General features: G+C 74.2%; 10 protein-coding genes. 6 read left to right on the top strand and 4 right to left on the bottom strand.

The genetic code is table 11. The features are described from left to right. Window positions 1-33: 33 nt before the first annotated feature. Complete coding sequence (locus tag BLT99_RS14035; protein ID WP_092673727.1) at window positions 34-684, bottom strand: hypothetical protein; 651 nt, start codon at window positions 682-684, stop codon at window positions 34-36. 97 nt (window positions 685-781) lie between these two features. Next, entirely contained in the window at window positions 782-1,894 is a 1,113-nt protein-coding gene (locus BLT99_RS14040; RefSeq protein ID WP_371874206.1) for an NAD(P)-dependent oxidoreductase, read from the bottom strand. Here BLT99_RS14040 and BLT99_RS14045 point away from each other — a divergent pair. Beyond that, window positions 1,850-2,224, top strand: coding sequence for a hypothetical protein (locus tag BLT99_RS14045; RefSeq protein ID WP_092673733.1), 375 nt, complete (start codon window positions 1,850-1,852; stop codon window positions 2,222-2,224). The genes BLT99_RS14040 and BLT99_RS14045 overlap by 45 nt on opposite strands. A 181-nt stretch (window positions 2,225-2,405) precedes the next feature. Here BLT99_RS14045 and BLT99_RS14050 read toward each other — a convergent pair whose 3' ends face one another. Further along, on the bottom strand, window positions 2,406-3,980 hold the full coding sequence (locus BLT99_RS14050; RefSeq protein ID WP_092673736.1) for an FAD-dependent monooxygenase: 1,575 nt from the start codon (window positions 3,978-3,980) through the stop codon (window positions 2,406-2,408). A gap of 195 nt (window positions 3,981-4,175) precedes the next feature. On the opposite strand from BLT99_RS14050, the gene BLT99_RS14055 reads away from it, so the two are divergent. Next, window positions 4,176-4,724: an RBBP9/YdeN family alpha/beta hydrolase gene (locus tag BLT99_RS14055; protein ID WP_229724417.1), complete on the top strand. Its 549-nt coding sequence runs from the start codon at window positions 4,176-4,178 to the stop codon at window positions 4,722-4,724. Here the strand turns inward: BLT99_RS14055 and BLT99_RS14060 are convergent. After that, window positions 4,690-5,565, bottom strand: coding sequence for a DNA/RNA non-specific endonuclease (locus BLT99_RS14060; protein ID WP_092673743.1), 876 nt, complete (start codon window positions 5,563-5,565; stop codon window positions 4,690-4,692). The two genes, BLT99_RS14055 and BLT99_RS14060, sit on opposite strands and share 35 nt — an antisense overlap. Before the next feature lie 128 nt (window positions 5,566-5,693). On the opposite strand from BLT99_RS14060, the gene BLT99_RS14065 reads away from it, so the two are divergent. The 4 genes from BLT99_RS14065 to BLT99_RS14080 all read left to right on the top strand — a co-directional run bounded on the left by BLT99_RS14065 (window position 5,694) and on the right by BLT99_RS14080 (window position 14,528). Next, the gene (locus BLT99_RS14065; RefSeq protein ID WP_092673746.1) at window positions 5,694-7,313 is read left to right on the top strand and encodes a molybdopterin-dependent oxidoreductase; all 1,620 of its coding nucleotides are present in this window, start codon (window positions 5,694-5,696) and stop codon (window positions 7,311-7,313) included. Between the two features lie 140 nt (window positions 7,314-7,453). Beyond that, complete coding sequence (locus BLT99_RS14070) at window positions 7,454-9,334, top strand: trypsin-like serine peptidase (protein WP_092673749.1); 1,881 nt, start codon at window positions 7,454-7,456, stop codon at window positions 9,332-9,334. After that, on the top strand, window positions 9,331-12,519 hold the full coding sequence (locus BLT99_RS14075; RefSeq protein WP_092673752.1) for an ATP-binding protein: 3,189 nt from the start codon (window positions 9,331-9,333) through the stop codon (window positions 12,517-12,519). Before BLT99_RS14070 ends, BLT99_RS14075 begins: the two co-directional genes overlap by 4 nt. Beyond that, window positions 12,516-14,528 carry a DNA/RNA non-specific endonuclease gene (locus tag BLT99_RS14080; RefSeq protein ID WP_092673755.1) on the top strand — a complete coding sequence of 671 codons (2,013 nt, stop codon included), beginning with the start codon at window positions 12,516-12,518 and terminating at the stop codon, window positions 14,526-14,528. The genes BLT99_RS14075 and BLT99_RS14080 overlap by 4 nt, the downstream gene beginning before the upstream one ends. Window positions 14,529-14,654: the final 126 nt, after the last annotated feature.

Here is a 14,654-nt window from a genome sequence, read left to right on the forward strand (position 1 = left end):
CCCGGGGCCTCAGACACGACACGGGGTTGCGCGTCAGTACTCGGGGATCGACTCGACCGCCCGCTGCGCCTCGAGGCGGGCGAGGTCGCGCAGCAGGTCGTCGGCGACGACCTCCATGCGCTCGGCGCGGTGGTCGGCGTAGTCCGGCTCCTCGTCGTACCGCGGCCAGCGCCGGTCGAGCTCCTGCTCGATCGCGGCGCCGAGTTCGTGCCACGCGTCGTCGCGGGCGCGATCGACCAGCTCGGCGATGTACGCGTCGTCGGACCGCTTCGTCCACAGCTGCTTCGCGACGGCCGCATGCACCTTCTCGCGGCGGCGCAGGTTCAGCAGGTCCCCGCGGTGGTAGTCGTGCTGGTGCTGCGACCGGCCGTCGCGCTGCGCGGCGGTCTCGCGTTCGGCGGCGATGTGCTCGGCGCCCTCGTCGGCCTCCTGTACGAGCTCGTAGAGCACGGCCCGCGCCATCCCGGCCGCGCGCTCGTCGGAGTACGGCTCGTCGCCCCGCAGTGCGCCGACGATGAGGCGGTTCTTCAGCGCCATCCGGCCGGCCGACTCGGCCATGAGCATGCCCTCCTCGAGCATCTCGTCGAAGGTCGGCTCCTTGCGCTCGGGCAGCGCGGACCGGTCGAACGGCGCCAGCTTCAGGCGGTCGCGGCGCCGCCGCCAGGGAAGCCTCAGCCTGACCATGCGCACCTCCTCGCGTCTGCTCGCGTCGCCCCTTCGAGGGTACCGAGACCGGGTGAACGGATGCCGCGTGCCGGCCGCTCCGAGCACTCGGGACGGATCACGCAGCGGGGTCGAACCCCGCCGTCCGCCCGTCGCGTGCGACGTACTTCACGACGAGGCTGCAGTCCTTGTCGCCGTACCCCTCGTTGATGAGCCGGGCGAACCGCTCCATGGCGAGCCGGCCGGCGGCGAGGTCGAGTCCCGCGGCGTCGCCCGCGGCCAGCGCGTACGAGAGGTCCTTCTCGGCGAGCCGGGTCGTGAACGTCGCGTCGAAGTTCCGGTTCGCCGGGCTGGTCTCGACGACGCCGGGCACCGGGTACCAGGTTCGCAGCGGCCACGAGTCGCCCGACGACACGGTCGCGAGGTCGTGGAACACGACGGGATCGAGGCCGAGCGCCTCGGCGAGCCGGGCGCCCTCGGATGCGGCCTGCAGCGTGATGAAGAGCATCAGGTTGTTGGCGAGCTTCGCCGCGATGCCGGCGGTCGGCCCGCCGACGACGAAGACGTGCCCGGCCATCGGCTGCACGAGTGCCGCCGCCTCGGACGTCGCCTCCTCGTCGCCGCCGAGCATGAAGGTGAGCGAGCCCGCGTGCGCCCCGGCGATGCCGCCCGACACGGGCGAGTCGACGAAGCGGATGCCGCGGGCCGCCGCCGCCTCATGGCAGACGCGGGCCGTCTCCACGTCCACGGTCGAGGTGTCGAGCACGAGCGTGCCGCGCCGCACGACGTCGAACAGGCCGGTGTGCTCGGCGTCGCCGATGAGCACCTGGCGCGAGTGCTCGGACCGCGGCAGCGAGGTGAACACGGCGTCGGCCTCGCGCGCGGCGGTCGCCGCATCCGCCACCAGTCGAACCCCGGCCGATGCCGCGCGCTCGGCCATGCGCGGATCGACGTCGAAGCCCGCCACCTCGTGCCCGGCCTCGACGAGGTGCGCGGCCATGGGCGCCCCCATGTGCCCGAGCCCGATCCACCCGATGACGGCCATGGCGTCCTCCTCGACGTCGCGTCGCGACCACGTCGTCGCGCCCGCTTCCACGCTACGACCACGACACGCGCTGCGCGACTCGCCCCGGACCTGCGTGCGGTGCGGGCGCGCGTGTGGTCGGCTGTGGTCAGGGGTGCGCTCATGACGAAGCCATTCGGAAGCCTGACCGACGACGAGGTGCAGCACGCGGGACGCGTCGAATTGCGCCGGGTCGTCGTGACCGACGACGTGGAGTCGTGGGACCTGGTGCTCTACGCGGCCGGAGGCATCGAGCCGATCGCGGTCGACGCGTTCAGCCTCGACGAGCTGGCCCGGATCAACCCGCCGTCGTCGCGCGACCTCGCCGACGGCGTCGCGAAGGTCGTCCTCGGATGCCACGGCCTCAAGCGCATCGAGCCGTGGACCATGTCGCGCGACGCGACGAGCTGGTCGGCCCGGGTCGCGGTCGTCCCGGTCGCCGCCTCGGCGGAGCCGGCGGAGCCGGCGGGGCCCCCGGACCCGGCCGCCGCGGGCTGACGCGACCCCGACTGATCGCTGCCGCGACGGAGCGCTGCCGCGATGGCCGCGCTGCCGCGACGGCCGCGCCGACACGGTTCCCGCTTCTGCGAATCGCTACCGAAGTACCGAAGTACCGAAGTACCGAAGTACCGAAGTACCGGAGTACCGGAGTACCGACGAACTGAAGGACCGAAGGTCTTCAGGCGGAGAGCTGCTCGCGGAACGACGCCGGCACCGCTTCCGGGCGCCCCGCGCGGGCGGCCCGCCCCGCGGTGACGCTCGCCTCGGCGGCGACGAACCCGTCGGGCCGCACGAGGTAGAGCCGATCGGACCGCAGCCGACCGTTCGCGTCGGGCGGGAACACGTGGTGGTCGATCCCGAGCCGCTCGGCGACCGAGCCGACGAGGTCGGCCGGCGCGCCGTAGCCGTGCACCTGCCACCGCATCGGACGCAGGGAGTCGAAGTTCGAGGGGTCTCCGCCGGCGAACGGCAGCCGCTTGCCGACGACGTCGTCGCGCGCCTGCGAGCGCGGCGGTCGCGTGAGCGACATCCGGTACCTGATCCGCGTCTGCGACAGGAAGCCGAACAACCGCGGACCCCCGATGATCCGCGGCAGCAGGCGGATCGCGATCGGGCCCATCGCCGGGATCGCCCGCCCCCGGATGAACCGCGTGAGCGCGGTGTCGGCGGTGACCAACCCGAACAGGCGGTCGGTGGTCGCGACGAGCTTGCGCGCGACGGGCCGGCGCTCGGCCTCGTAGCGATCGAGACGCCGCTCGGGCATGCCGCCGACGAGCACGTCGGCGAGCGCGCACGCCAGGTTGTGCGCGTCCTGCAGGCCCGTGTTCATCCCCTGCCCGCCGACCGGCGAGTGGATGTGCGCCGCATCGCCGACGATGAAGCACCGCCCGTCGCGGAACCGCGCGGCGACCCGATGGTGCAGGCGATACGTCGCGAACCACGTCGAGGAGCGGTACCCGACCGTGAACCCCCGGGCGATGCGCGACCGGACGAGCGCCTCGGGCAACTCCCCGCCCGCGGCGAGATCGGCGTCGCGCACCACGCCGAGGATGCGCGCGTGCCCGGGCTCGCCCATCGGGAAGGAGAGCAGGAGGTCGTCGGGCGCCATCCGGATGTTCACGCGGCCCTCGACCAGCCCGCTCGCTCCGACCGCATCGGCGACGAAGAAGGTGTGCTCGTTCGTGACGCCCTCGAACGGGATGCGACACAGCTCGCGGACGGCGGAGTGCGCGCCATCCGCCCCGACCACCCAGCGCGCGTCGATCTCCACAGGGCCGCCGGGCGCCTCGAGTCGGGCGGTGACGGATGCCGCGTGCGGCTCGAGCGCGACGAGTCGGTGCTCCCACCGCACCTCCCCGCCTCGTTCGCCGAGCGCGTCGACGAGGAGTCGCTCGTTGCGGCTCTGCTCGAACACCGTGATGTCGGGGAACGGCGTGGTCGCCGCCCCGAACTCGCGGAAAGGGATCTCGCCGAGCACGCGGTGCCGGAAGCACAGCACGGCGCCGAGGGCCGCGCCACGTTGCGCGAGCACGCGATCGGCGAGCCCGAGTTGGTCGTACAGCTCCATGGACCGGGCCTGCACGACGAGCGCGCGCGACTCGCGGGTCGGGCCGTCCTTGCCGTCGACGACGATCGCGTCGACGCCGAGCTTCGCGAGCATGTCGGCGGCCATGAGCCCGCTCGGGCCGGCGCCCACGACGAGCACGTCGGTGCGGACGGTCTCGGCGGGCGCGACGGTGTCGGCGGCGGCCATGCCTCCACCCTGTCACCACCGCGATCCCGGACGGTAGCCCCTCACCACGGGAGCGGATTCCCGTCGAGACCGTGACGGAGTGCGACATCCGCTTCATGATCGGGGCCGATCAATGGCATGCTGGAGCAATCCCGGACGAGGCGCGGCCGCGCCGCCGACCCTGACGCCCGAGGAGCACGAGTGCATCATTCACTGATGGTCCCCGGCATCGGCGGCTCGGAACCCGCGCACTGGCAGTCGCGCTGGCAATCGGTCCTGCTCGATGCGCACCGCATCGCGCCGCGCTCGTGGGACGAGCCCGACCTCGACGACTGGGTCGACGCGATCGACCGCGCCGTCGGGCACGCGCGGCCCGTGCCCGTGCTCGTCGCGCACAGCCTCGGCTGCCTCGCCGTGGCGCACTGGGCCGTGCGGGTCGACGACGCGGCGACGCGCGTCGCGGGCGCGTTCCTCGTCGCGCCGCCCGACCCGGCGTGTCCGGAGTTCCCGGCGGCCGCGCCGACGTTCACCATCGCGAACGCGCCGCTGCCGATCCCGGCGATCGTGCTCTCCTCGTCGGACGACCCGTACTGCTCGCCCGATCGCGCCGCGGACATGGCCGACGTGTGGGGCGCGCAGCTCGTCGAGCTCGGTCCGCGCGGGCACGTGAACGTGGCGAGCGGGTTCGGCGAGTGGCCCGAGGGCCTTCAGCTGCTCGAGGACTTCGTGCTCACGGCTCGAGAAACAGCTCGTCAGGCCGGCTGACCTCGCGCCACGCGGCGGTGCCGACGCCCTCTGGCACCTCGTCGGGCGGGATGGCGCCGGCCCGGGCCATCCGGTCGGCCTCGACCAGCACGGGCATGACGAGCCCGGTGAGCGCGGCGACCGATGCGACCGGCACCTGGAAGGTGCGGAACGGCCCGAGGTCGGGCACGACCACCGCGCCGTCGGCCAGCCGTCTCCGTTCGCGGTCGGCCTGCTCGGCGAGCGCCGCCTCGGAGAGATCGAGGACCGGCGACTGGTCGAGCACGAACCCGGCCGTGGCGAGCTCGTCGCCCGAGCGCCACGCGACGACCTTCACGAACCGCAGCGGAACGCGGATGCCCCGGTAGGGCGGGTCGCCGGTCGCGAGCACGGGGGCCGTGAACACGCTGAGGCGCTGCGCGTGCACGCGCGCGTACTCGAGCACGTGGTCTTCGAGCCCGTTCCACAGCTCGAGCGACTGGTTGAACTCGGCCTGCTGCGGGGCGGCGTTCGGGTACCGGAACGTGTCGGCGTTCGCACGCGCCGCGACCTCGGGCGGGCCCCACACGGGATCGCGCCGCCGCACGAGGTGACCGCGGTCGAGGTCGTTGCGCGCGTACACGTCGGGACCCGTCTGCCAGTGCTCGGGCACCCGCGCGTCGAACCGCCAGTCGTCGCCGCGCTCGACCTCGACGAGGGCCGCTCCGTCGACGTTGACGCCGGTGATGCGCGCGAGCCGCCGACGCGTGTCGAGCACGACGGTGAAGTGCAGGTAGTCGAGCTCGACGGATGCCGCGGCATCGGACTCGGGCACGCTCGGCATCGCCGCGTGCAGACCCAGGAAGCGCGCGTCGAAGCCCATGCGTCCAGCACAGCATGCGCCGCCGACACGACGGTGCGAGGATCGAGGCGGAGGTCCATCGGAGCGGCCGCCGCCACGCACCCGACGGCGGGCGACCGACGCCGCGGATCGGAGAGGCGGGAGCGCGGATGGCGGAGCCGACGACGAACCCGTCGGACGCCTCGGGCGCGACCCGACCGGTGCCACCGCGCCCCGGCGACCGGGCGACCTCCGGCTGGGCGGCCGTGTCGGGCGTGATCGCCGCCGGCGCATTCCTCGCGGCCGCCGAGCTCGCGGCGGTGTTCACCGCGCGCGACGCCAGCCCGATCGTCGCGGTCGGCGCGTTCGTGATCGACGTGGTGCCGCCGCCCGTGAAGGAGTTCGTGATCGCGGCGTTCGGCGTCGCCGACAAGGCCGTGCTGCTCGGCAGCCTGGGTCTCGCCGTCGTCATCGCGAGCGCGATCGCGGGCGTGCTCGAGCTCCGCCGCCCGCCGTGGGGCGCCGTGCTGCTCGGCGGGGCCGGACTGCTCTCGCTCGCGGCGATCCTCACGCGCGCGGGCGCGGGTGCGCTCTCGTGGGTGCCACCCGTCGTCGGCACGGTCGCGGGCATTCTCGTGCTCGAGCTGCTGGTCCGCCGGCTCCGCCGCGCACGCGATGCGGCGCCGACGCATGAGGCGGATGGCGCGGGCACCGGCACGGTCGACCGGCGCGGATTCTTCGTGGTCGCCGCGCTGGCCGCGGCATCCGCCCTCGTCGTCGGCATCGGCGCGCGGGCGTCGAATGCGGCGAGCGCCTCGATCGACGCGCTGCGCGGCGCGCTGCGCCTGCCGACCCCTCGCCGCACGGTGGCCATCCCGGCGGGCGCCGAGCTCGACGTGCCCGGCATCTCGCCGCTGTTCACGCCGAACGCCGACTTCTATCGCATCGACACCGCACTCACGGTCCCCGCGGTGGATCCCTCATCGTGGCGGCTCACGATCGACGGCATGGTGGGGCGGCGCGTCGAGCTCTCCTTCGACGAGCTCGCCTCCATGGGCGTCGACGAGTACGCCGTGACCATCGCGTGCGTCTCGAACGAGGTCGGCGGCGGCCTCATCGGCAATGCGATCTGGCTCGGTGTGCCCGTCCGCGACATCCTTGCCCTCGCCGCACCCGACGCGAGCGCCGACATGGTGCTCTCGCGCAGCGTCGACGGGTTCACGGCGTCGACACCGCTCGACGCACTCACCGATCCGGGCCGCGACGCGATCCTCGCGGTCGGGATGAACGGCGAGCCCCTGCCGCTCGAGCACGGCTTCCCCGTCCGCATGATCGTCCCCGGCCTGTACGGGTACGTCTCGGCGACGAAGTGGCTGTCCGAACTGAAGGTCACCACGTTCGCCGCCGACCAGGGGTACTGGACGCCACGCGGGTGGAGCCCGACGGGCCCGATCAAGCTGTCCTCCCGCATCGACACCCCTCGCTCGGGCGCGACGGTGCCGGCCGGCCGCACGGCGGTGGCCGGTATGGCGTGGGCGCAGCACACCGGCATCGACGGTGTCGAGGTGCGCGTCGACGACGGAGCGTGGCGACGCGCGGAGCTCTCGACCCCGGTGAACCGCGACACGTGGGTGCAATGGGTGCTCGAGTGGGACGCCGCACCCGGCACGTACGAGCTGACGGTCCGCGCCGTCGACCACGACGGACAGGTCCAGACGGGCGAGTCGGCTCCGCCTCCTCCCGATGGGGCGACCGGATGGCACCGGGTGCGCGTCACCGTCGCCGGGTAGCTCCGCGGCGAGTGCTCGCCGCGGCCGGTCCGGGCCGGCACTGAAGCGGCGTCGTGCCAGCACTGAACTTCCCTCACTTCACTTGCGTTCGCCTGCCGGACCGGAGTATCGAATGGAACAGGGGGGACCGGGGGCCGACCATGTGGGACGACGACGAACTCATCGAGGTGATCCACGCCTCGCCTGCGGTCGTCGACGACGCGCTCCGCGCCATCCAGCAGGACGGCGGCGCGGCCCCCATCGACCTGGACGCCTTCACGGCTGCGGCGGGAGTGCTCGGCACCGATCCGGCCCGGCTCTGCGTCGACCAGCTGCGTGCCCGCGGCCTGCTCGCCGCGTTCCAGGCGGCCCTGCTCGCTCGCGGCATCCCGGCACCCGCCGTCGACGGGAACGGCCGAGGAACGGCGGTCACCCGAGGTGGAGGCGGGGCGGACCACGACGGCGACGCGCACGGCGAGGACGATGAGGACGACGAGTCGTCCGCGGCCGGGCGCAGCGACTTCGACGCCCTCCGCAGGTTCCTGGGTCGCGCGCAGACGTTCCGCTGCCGCGTCGAGGTCGAGCACGCCTTCTCGGGCAGCGGATGCCTCGTGGGTCCCGGCCTGGTGCTGACCGCGTGGCACGTGGTCAGCACCACCGAACCCGGGGTCGAACCCGCGGTCGCCCCGCACGTGAGCGTCGTGCTCTCCGACGGCAGTGCGCACGAGGCGCACATGCCGCCCGCGTACGCCTCGCCGTGCGGCGACGCCGAGTGGGACGACCAGGCGCCGCGCAGCGACGCCGAGGTCGTGAACCGCCACGACGTCGCGCTGCTCGCGCTCGAGACGCCGGCCGCACGGCATCTCGGCTACGTGCCGCTGCCGGATGCCGCGCCGGCCGTCGCGGCGAGGTCGCGAGTGTACCTCCTCGACTTCCCGCACGGCGACGACGGCCAACTCGCCGACGGCACCACGTGGAAGATCCGCAACGTCACGTCGCGGCTGTACCACGACGTCGCGACCGAGAGCGGCTCGTCGGGCGGCGCCTTCTTCGACCGGAGCTTCCGCCTGCTCGGCCTGCACCAGGGCGGGATCCGCTCCACCCGGAGCGGACGCGAGGTGAAGCGAGGCCGGCTGGTGCCGCTGCGCCTCTTCTACGACGCGCTGGCGGGACTCGTCGCCGACGACATCGCCCCCGCCGAGATCTGGCGCCTCGACGGGGACCGCACGCAGCTCGTCGTCGGGCGCGACCTGTTCGTTTCCGCGGTCGCCGCTGCGGCCGAGGAGAACGGGCCGGTTCGCGGCATCCGGGTCAAGCGCCGCCGCCCCGCCGAGGCCGACGAGGCCGGACTGGGCTTCTCGTACCGGATCCTCGTCGAGCTGCTGCTGCGCCGCGGCGCGGCGCACGTGCCCGTCGCGCTTCCGCTCGACGAACCGGTGGCCGACCTCGTCGGCGACCTGCGCCGGCGGGTGGAGTCCGCGGGGATCGCGCTGACGGCGCCCGGACTCGACGAGGCCCCGCCGGCCGGTACCACGCTCGAGACGTCCGCTCGAGAACGCGCGCACCGGCTCGCGGCCGCCGTCGACGAGGCCGCGGCGGCGACCGGCCGCACGGTGTGGTTCTTCGTCGACAACCCGTCGGTGCCGCTCAGCGAGTCGGCGCGCCTCGAGCTCGAGGCGTTCGTCGCGGAATCGCTCGCGCTCCCCGGCATCCGGCTCGTCATCGCCGGCCTCGAGACCGTGCCGCTCGCCGGCCTCGAGTTCTCGAGCCCCGCGGCCGCGGATCCGACCGGCCCGCACGGACTCGTCGTCGACTACGTCGGGGGCTTCTCGCGCGAGGACCTGTTGGACTGCCTCACGCGCGCCTCGCAGGACCTCACCGGCGACGTGGACTCCGATCGGATCGCCTTCGTCGTCGACATGCTCCTGGGTGAACTCGACGACTTCAACGGCGAGTTCCGGGACGCCGACCTCGAACGGGTGGTCACCGGGCTGCAGCCGTTCCTCGAGTACCTCCGCGCGCAGGGCGGCGGCGGGCCGTGAGCGCCCCACCGCCCACGAGCGGAGCACCCGCGGCCACCGCCGACGCGGGTGCGCTCGACGCGGCACGCGAGTACGCCGCACTGTCCGGACCCTTCGATCCCGTGCAGGCGCTGCAGCACGGCGACACGACGCCGGCGGATGCCGCGAGCCTGACCACCGTCGCGGCGAGCCTGTCGCAGGACTGCGACAAGGTCATGCCGAGCGGCGGCGCGGGCGGATGGCTCATGCGCGGCGCCATCCGCCGACGCGTGCTGGACCGGCTCGCGGCCGACGGCACGCTCCCGGCGGCGGTCGAGCGGCGGCGCGCGGCCGCGCCCGACGCCGCGACGGTCGACCTGCTGGATGCCCTCGAGGGGCGTGGCATCTTCACCGCCGAATCCATCGACGCCGCGGTCGCGGACGCCGATCGCACGCTCCTCGAGCGGATGGCGGTGGGTCTTGGCCGCGCCGACGGGCACGGGCCGATGCGAGGCGAGCTTCCGCGCGTCAAGTCGGCGCTCACCCGGCTCGAGCTGCTCGGCTCGGGGCGTGCGGTCACGACCGATCACCGGCCCGACCACGAGGCGGAGCTCGACCGGATCATCGGCTGGCTCGACTCGGGGTTCGCGACGGGCCCGGCGCTGGCGCTCTACATCGAGGGGGCGCGTGGCGCACGCACGTCGGCGCTCATGGAGGAGGTCGCCGCGCGACTGCTGGTCCGCGACGACGACTGGATCGTCGTCCGCCTCGACTTCGACCGGGCCGGCCTCGACGTGCAGGACACGGTCGGGCTGACCATGGAGCTCGCCCGCCAGGTCGCGACGCAGCTGCCCGGATCGGAGGCGGCGATCCAGCAGGCGCGCCAGCGCGCCGCGGGCACGATGCCCGGCCGGTCGCCGCTGAAGGGCGACAGCCCCGAGCGCGTGCCCGAGGAACTCGGCCTGGTCCTCCAGCACGCGCTGTCGTACCCGCAGCGCCGCTTGCTGATGGTCCTGGACGACCTCGAACTGCTGCGCGGGCGCGGCGCGACGCATCCGGCCCGCCTGTTCGAGTGGATCGACGAGCTGGTGGATGTCACGCACGCACCGGTCGCGGTGGTCGGTGCGGGCCACGGCGACGCGCTGGGCAGCGTGCACGCGCGCATCGGCCAGCGGATCGAACTGCCCGGCCTCGACGACGCCAGCGCCGAACGCGAGCTCGAGCACCTCGGCGTGGATGCCGCCGACCGGGAGGCGGTGCGCGCGATCGCCGACGGTGATCCACTCACCCTTCGGCTCGCCGCGCGCGTCGTCACCGCGCACGGTCCCGACGCACTGCTCCGCGCAGCCGGACGCGGCGCGTTGACGGCGACGTACCTGTACCGCGTGCTGCTCTCGGGAGTGGAGGACGCCGACCTGCGCCGCGTCGCGGGCGCGGCGCTCGTGGTGCGGCGGCTCGACCCCGAGGCGGTGCACGCGGTGGTCGGCCCGCGCTCGGGCCTTCGCGGGCTCAGCGCCGAGCGCGCCGCAGAGCTGTTCGACGGACTCGCGCGCCTGGACTGGATGATGGAACGCGATCCGGTCGCGCCGGGGTTCATCCGTCCGAGGCCCGACCTCCGCGCGGCCGTGCTGCCGCATCTCTACGAGTCGGCGCCCACGCGCTCGACGGCGCTCGACCGGGCCGCCGCGCGATGGTTCGACCTCCGACCCGAACCCTGGGCGGCCGCCGAGGCCGCGTACCACCGACTCCAACTCATGCGACGCCGAGCCGAACCGCCCGACATCCCGCGCGAGACGCTTGCGCGCATCGACCTCGACGCCATCGCCGAGCTGCCGCCCCAGGCGCAGGACCTCGTGCGGCGGGCGCGGAGCGTCCGAACGCGCACGGCGCCCACCGCCGCTCCGACCGACCCGGGCCACGCCCCGGACGACGACGACGTGCGGGAGTTGCGCGCCGCAAACGACCGCTCCGACTGGCTGGAGGGCGACCACCTGTACGCGCGGGCCTTCGCGCGCGCCGCCCTCGCACCGGGCACCCCTGCCGCCGACACCGCGCTGACGTTCCTCTGGCGGTCCGGGCGCTGGAGCGAGGCGCGCCGCCTCGTCGACCGTCTCGGTGGATGGCGACCGACCGGACCCGTCCCGCAGCGGCTCGCGAGCGCTCGGCTCGACACCATCTGCCGGCTCGAGATCGGGGCCGAGACGGATTTCGACGCGCTCGTGGACGCGCTCGGCGCCGACACGGCGTTCACGGCAGCCGCCGTGTCGCTCGCCGCCGAGCCGATGCTCGCGAGCCTGCTCGGCGGGGGCCTCCGCTTCGCACTGCACGCGATCGGCGCGGCCGTGCCCGACCGGCGAACCGGCGGGGACCCGGATGCGGCGGCCATCCGCCGCTGGGCGCCCGGCGGACCGGAGCCGACCCGACGCGGTGGCCGAACGGCAGAGGTCTCGTCGGTCGTGCCGGCGGGCTGGGTGCGCATCGCCGACCGCACGGGTGCGGCGATCCCGTCCGACTCCGACCCGGCGGTCGCCATGGCGCGCACCGCCGCCGTGCTGAGCCCGTTCGCCGACGTGGTCGACACCATGAGCCGCCTGCCCTCGCACGCCTACCTCGGCGGGTACGCCGCGGCCGCGCGGCCGCGACTGGACGCCCTCGGCTTCCTCGCACCATCCGGCGCACGACCGTGGCACGACCGCGTGCCCACCGGCGCCGGCCTCGCGGTGCGGAGCCTCGCGGACCTGGGGCTGCTGGCCGAGTTCGCCGGTGCCGCCGCGCACCTCCGCCGGGACCGCGACCTGCGACTCGTCGCGATCGCCGCGGAGCGCTGGCGCCGCACCGTCGCCGGCGCGTGGTCGTACGGGAGCCGGCGTCCGCCCGCGGGCTGGGACCGTGCCCTCGACGTCACGCTCGCGGATCGCCTCGCGACGATCGTCGACGCGTCGGACCCGGTCGGGATCGCGCACGCCCACCTCGAGGCGTGGGCGCCGGAGCTCGCGAGCGGGAGCGAGGTGCTGCGCGTCATCCGCGAGCGTTCGCCGTCGCTGCTCGCGGCCGCGACCGGCGCTGCGGCCCGCAACGGCCCCGGCGCCGCCGCGGCGCTGCTGCTCCGGCGCGGGCTGCCGAGCGCGTTCGCGCCGGCCGTGGCCGTGCTCGTCGCGCTCGACCCGCCACCACCGACGACCCGACCGGCACCGCGTGCCGGCCCCGCAGAAGGGACACGATCATGACCGACTCACGACCCGATCAGGAACAGCGGCTCGAGGGAGTCCGCCGCCGTCTCGCCGATTCGCCCGCGCTGCGGGAACTCATCGACCGCAAGGCGAAGGCCGGCGAACTGCCCGCCGACCTCGTCCCGCCGAGGTCGGTGGATGCGCTCGACCGGGGCAGCGAGCTCGAGAGCGTGCTCGGCGTCGACTCGCTCGAGGCCATCGTCCGCCGGGTGGGTCGCCCGCCGCTCGTCGTGCGCAACGACGCCGTCGAGCTCGAGGAACTGCCGGACTTCCCGGCGGGCACCGACGCGCTCATCAAGGGCGCCGAGCGCACCGTGCGGTCGGTCGGCCGCGTCGAGTTCGTCAACCACGCGATGGCGTGGGGCGGCACGGGGTGGGTGATCCACGAAGAGGGCGACTCGGCCCGCATCGTCGCCACGAACCGGCACGTCGCGAAGGTCGTCGCCCAGCGCGGGCTCGACGGCAGCGGCGTCTTCCTCCGCGCACCGTTCACCGGGCTGCCGTACGGTGCCGAGCTCGACTTCAAGGAGGAGGTCGACTCCAATCCCGGCGACGCGGCGCCCGTGCGCGTGACGGCGATCACCTACCTGGCCGACGACGCGGCACCGGATGTCGCGCTCCTGCGCATCGAGGGCGACGACCTGCCCTCGGCCCTGCCGCTCGCCGACGCGGGGGCCGAGTCGGAGCAGCTCGTCGCGATCATCGGCTACCCGGCCTACGACTCGCGGAACGACGCATCCGACCAGGCGCGGTACTTCCGCGACCTCTACGAGGTCAAGCGGTTCGCACCCGGCCGGGTCATGCAGGCGCTCGGCGACGGCAGGGCGCTGACCCACGACTGCACGAGCCTCGGCGGCAACTCCGGCTCGCCGCTGATCGGCCTGGACGACGGGCGCGTGGTCGGGCTGCATTACGCGGGCCAGTACGGCATCGCCAACAGCGCGGTCGGCGTCGACACGCTGCGCCGCCTCATCGACGGCGAGCGCCCGGCCCTGTCGGCCGGCTTCGAGGCGTCGCGCGAGCGCCGGGCGACGGCCGGGACCGAGTCGGCGTCCGACGGCGTGCACCGCCCCGACTTCTTCGACGGACGCGCCGGGTACGACGTCGACTTCCTCGGCGCGGGGCTCGTCGCACCGTGGCCCGGCGTGCCGGCCGCGCTCGAGCCCGGCCTCGCCCACCCGAGCGACGAGGACGCGGCGCGACCGTTCGAGCTGCGGTACACGCACTTCGGCGTGAAGTACCACCTGGCCCGCCGACAGCCGCTCATCACCGCGGTCAACATCGACGGCGAGCACCCCGTGCGCATCAAGCGCGAGGGCGACAAGTGGTTCCGCGACGAGCGGATCCCGCTCGACGCGCAGCTCGGTCGCGACGACTACGGCGATCCCGAGATCGACCGCGGTCACATGGTCCGGCGCGAGGATCCGAACTGGGATCCGGACGCGAGCGGTCCGTCCGATGTCACGCAGCGGGCCCGGCTGGCCAACGACGACACGTTCCACTACACGAACTCGGCGCTCCAGCACTCGCGCATGAACCAGGGCAAGCAGCTCTGGCAGGGCCTCGAAAACTACATCCTCGACAGCGCGCGGACCGAGGGGTTCAAGGCGTGCGTCTTCACCGGGCCGATCCTCCGGAACGACGATCCGATGCTCGCCGCAGGCCTGCCGGTGCCGCAGGAGTTCTGGAAGCTCGTGGTGATGCCGGCGACGACGGATGGCGCGGGGCCGCGCCTGCACGCCACCGCCTATCTGCTCAGCCAGGGCGAGCTGATCCGCGACCTGCTGCAGAAGCGCTCGCGCGTCGAGGGCCTGGAGGGCTTCGTGCTCGGGGCGTACCGCACGTTCCAGATCGCGATCGCCGACCTCGCGGAGGCCACGGGGATGGACCTCGCGGCGTACGTGCCGTTCGATCCGCTCGGCGCGACGCGCATCGGCACCGAGGCGATCGAGTCGGGCGAGCCGCTCTTCGTGCCGCTGGGCACGCTCGACCAGATCGTGACCTGACGCCGGGGGGCGAGGGCGGATGCCGCCGCGGGGGCACGCGGCATCCGCCCTGTCAACGCCTCGCGGGATCTCGCGTTCCGGGGCATCATCGGCCGTGACGCCCACCGCGGCGCCGCTGGAGGGAGC

Origin of the sequence: Agromyces flavus (assembly GCF_900104685.1) — a bacterium.
GTDB classification, from domain to species: Bacteria; Actinomycetota; Actinomycetes; order Actinomycetales; family Microbacteriaceae; genus Agromyces; species Agromyces flavus.

What these genes read in the sequence shown, in the direction of transcription:
- BLT99_RS14080 (WP_092673755.1), top strand. Translation starts at nt 12,516, where the DNA reads ATGACCGACTCACGACCCGATCAGGAACAGCGGCTCGAGGGAGTCCGC.
- BLT99_RS14055 (WP_229724417.1), top strand. Translation starts at nt 4,176, where the DNA reads ATGGTCCCCGGCATCGGCGGCTCGGAACCCGCGCACTGGCAGTCGCGC.
- BLT99_RS14045 (WP_092673733.1), top strand. Translation starts at nt 1,850, where the DNA reads ATGACGAAGCCATTCGGAAGCCTGACCGACGACGAGGTGCAGCACGCG.
- BLT99_RS14060 (WP_092673743.1), bottom strand. Translation starts at nt 5,565, where the DNA reads ATGGGCTTCGACGCGCGCTTCCTGGGTCTGCACGCGGCGATGCCGAGC.
- BLT99_RS14050 (WP_092673736.1), bottom strand. Translation starts at nt 3,980, where the DNA reads ATGGCCGCCGCCGACACCGTCGCGCCCGCCGAGACCGTCCGCACCGAC.
- BLT99_RS14070 (WP_092673749.1), top strand. Translation starts at nt 7,454, where the DNA reads ATGTGGGACGACGACGAACTCATCGAGGTGATCCACGCCTCGCCTGCG.
- BLT99_RS14065 (WP_092673746.1), top strand. Translation starts at nt 5,694, where the DNA reads ATGGCGGAGCCGACGACGAACCCGTCGGACGCCTCGGGCGCGACCCGA.
- BLT99_RS14035 (WP_092673727.1), bottom strand. Translation starts at nt 684, where the DNA reads ATGGTCAGGCTGAGGCTTCCCTGGCGGCGGCGCCGCGACCGCCTGAAG.